The 2,761-nt window shown below is 66.2% G+C and carries 3 protein-coding genes; all 3 read right to left on the bottom strand.

From position 1 onward, the window contains the following. The coding region (locus AC14A7_RS02315) for a LacI family DNA-binding transcriptional regulator (RefSeq protein ID WP_484006270.1) at nt 1–934 on the bottom strand (934 nt) is incomplete at its 3' end. 70 nt (nt 935–1,004) lie between these two features. Then, nucleotides 1,005–1,844 carry a carbohydrate ABC transporter permease gene (locus tag AC14A7_RS02310; RefSeq protein ID WP_484006269.1) on the bottom strand — a complete coding sequence of 280 codons (840 nt, stop codon included), beginning with the start codon at nt 1,842–1,844 and terminating at the stop codon, nt 1,005–1,007. Next, entirely contained in the window at nt 1,841–2,704 is an 864-nt protein-coding gene (locus AC14A7_RS02305; RefSeq protein WP_484006268.1) for a carbohydrate ABC transporter permease, read from the bottom strand. The genes AC14A7_RS02310 and AC14A7_RS02305 overlap by 4 nt, the downstream gene beginning before the upstream one ends. Nucleotides 2,705–2,761: the final 57 nt, after the last annotated feature.

Raw genomic sequence — 2,761 nt, 5'->3', positions numbered from 1 at the left:
GCACCAGGGTCTCGACGGCCCAGACCCCCATCTCGTAGTGGGGAAGGGCGACGGTCGTCAGACCGGGAAACAGGTTCGCCGCGATGAGCTCCTGGTTGTCGAAGCCGACGATCGAGAGGTCGGTGGGAATGTCGAGGCCGAGCTCGGCGGCCGCCCGGTAGGCGCCCATCGCCATGCGGTCGTTGTAGCAGAACAGGGCCGTGGGCCGGTCGGGGCGACCGAGCACCTCCTTGGCCAGCGCATAGCCGGGCAGGGTCTCTGACGGAGCCTGAACGATCAGGCTCTCGTCGACCGCGATCCCGTGATCGGCGAGCACCTGACGGTAGCCGACGAGGCGCTCGCGGGTAGCAGGCACGTCGTCGTCGTTGTTGAGGAAGCCGATGCGCGTGTGGCCAGCCTCGACGAGGTGCGTCACGGCTGCCACCGCGCCGCCCACCTCGTCTGGCACCACGGATGGCACGATTCCAGCGCGGTCCGTCGAGTCGATCAGAACGGCCGGCACCCCCTGCAGGTTCGGCGGGAGCGAGACCTGGCGGTGGTACATCGTCGCGTAGAGCACAGCCTCGACCTGGCGGTCGATGAGGGTCTGAACGTCGTCCTTGTGCGAGTAGTCGGAGGTCTCGCGTTCTGCGTTGATGATGACGAGCGTCAGGTCGTGCTCTCTGGCCGCGTCCTGCGCCCCGAGGATGATCCGGCCGGCGTGCGGGGTGGTGGCGATCTCCTCGCTCAGCAGGCCGATGAGGCCGGAGCGGTTGGTGCGCAGCGCCCTCGCCATGCGGTTGGGTCCGTATCCGAGCGTCTTCGCCGCCGCGCGAACGCGATCGCGGGTCTCCGGCGCCACGCGCATCTGCGGGGTGTCGTTGAGCACGTGGGAGACCGTCGTCACCGACACACCGGCCAGCTCTGCCACGTCCCGAATTCCAACGCTTTTCATACGCCCGACCCTCTCTGGTCCGTCGATCTCAGGAGCTGACCCGTTCTCGGGTCTGCGATCGCGCACTCGCTCATCCTTTCACCGCGCCGAGTGTCAGGCCGGCGACGATGTGGCGCTGCAGGGCGAGCGTGAGCAGGATGACCGGGATCGAGTAGAGGGCCGCGAGCGCCGTCATCGCCCCCCAGTCCAGCCCGAACTGGGTCTGGAAGTTGGCGATGACGATCGGTGTCGTCTGCGCTCGAACTGAGGTCAGGAGGAGGGAGAAGAGGAACTCGTTCCACGAGGCGAGGAACGCGAAGATCGCGGTGACCGCGAGACCGCCGGAGACCACGGGCAGCACCACGAGCCACAGGGCTCCGAGCCGGGATGCGCCATCGACCTTCGCCGCCTCCTCCAGCTCGTCTGGCACCGCCTCGAAGAAGCTCGCCATGAGCCAGATCGAGAGGGGAAGCGAGATCGTGGTGTGGGCGATCGCCAGGGCCAGCGAGGTGTCGCTGATGCCGAGCATACGCATCGTCTCGACGAGTGGCGCGCCGATGGCGATCGTCGGCACCATGCGCGTCACCAGCGCGGCCACGACGAACACCCGCCCACTGGGGGTGCGGTAGCGCGTGATCGCATAGGCAGCCGGCACCGCGAGAACAAGCGAGAAGACCGTGCTGAGAACGGCGGTCACGACGCTGTTGATGAGCGCGGGAACCACGCCGTCCTTCGTCAGCGCCGTGACGTAGTTGTCGAGGGTCCAGATCTGCGGAAAGACGGTGGGCGGCACCGCGATCGCATCGCTCGGCGTCTTGAACGACGTGAGCAGCAGGTAGAGGAACGGGAAGCCGAACAGGATGAGGGCGACAGCCAGGACTATCCAGAGGATGACCCTGGTCGACGGGCTGCGTGTCTCGATGCCGTTCATGCGCGTGCTCCTGGTCGCCAGATCGCGAAGATCGCGAGGGTTGCGACGGCAAGCATCGCGATGAGGTAGATCGTGCCCATGGCGCTGGCAAGGCCGATGTCGCCATAGCGGGTCATGGTGCGGTAGATGAGCAGGCTCAACGTCGTCGTGCTCTCCTGCGGTCCGCCGTTCGTCTGGATCAGGATGATGTCGAACGCCCGCGCCGCGTCGATACCGCGCACGATGAGGGCGACGGCGATCACCGGCCGCAGGAGCGGAAGGATGATGCGCACGAGCATGGTGGGAAAGCGCGCGCCATCGAGCTTTGCCGCCTCGATCACGTCGCCGGGGATGTTCTGCAGCCCGGCGAACAGCACGAGGGTGATGAAGGAGGTGGTGAGCCAGACGTCTGGCAGGGCAACGGAGAACAAGGCGATCCTCGGGTTGCTGAGCCAGCCGACGTCGATTCCGAGAAGCTCGTTGATGATGCCGAAGTTGTCGATCAGCAGGAAGCGCCAGAGGAGCCCTGCCACGACCGGCGCGATCATCAACGGGTACATGAAGATCGTGCGGAAGACGGCCGACCGGCTGCCGAGGGCCGCGAACAGCAGGGCAACGCCGAGTCCGATCGCGAACTCCAGGGCGACGACGATCACGGTGTACAGCACCGTTCTCCACGACGCACCCTGAAAGGCAGGAGAGGAGAAGGCGGCAGCGAAGTTCTCGAAACCGACGAACTCACGAGGACCGCCCGCGATCGGGGAGATCTCGAAGAAGCCGTTGGTGACGAATCGCACGAGCGGCCATGCCACGAATGCGAGGAGGAAGACGGCCGCCGGCACCATCATTAGTGCGGCGAAACGTCGGTCGGTGAGAACCACGTGTTCATTCCTTCAGGTAAGGGGGTGCGGGGCGACTGTCCCGATGGCAGCCGCCCC

The organism is Conyzicola sp. (assembly GCF_057073975.1).
The sequence above is the reverse complement of the archived record's forward strand: the minus strand, read 5'-3'. Positions and strand labels throughout refer to the sequence as shown.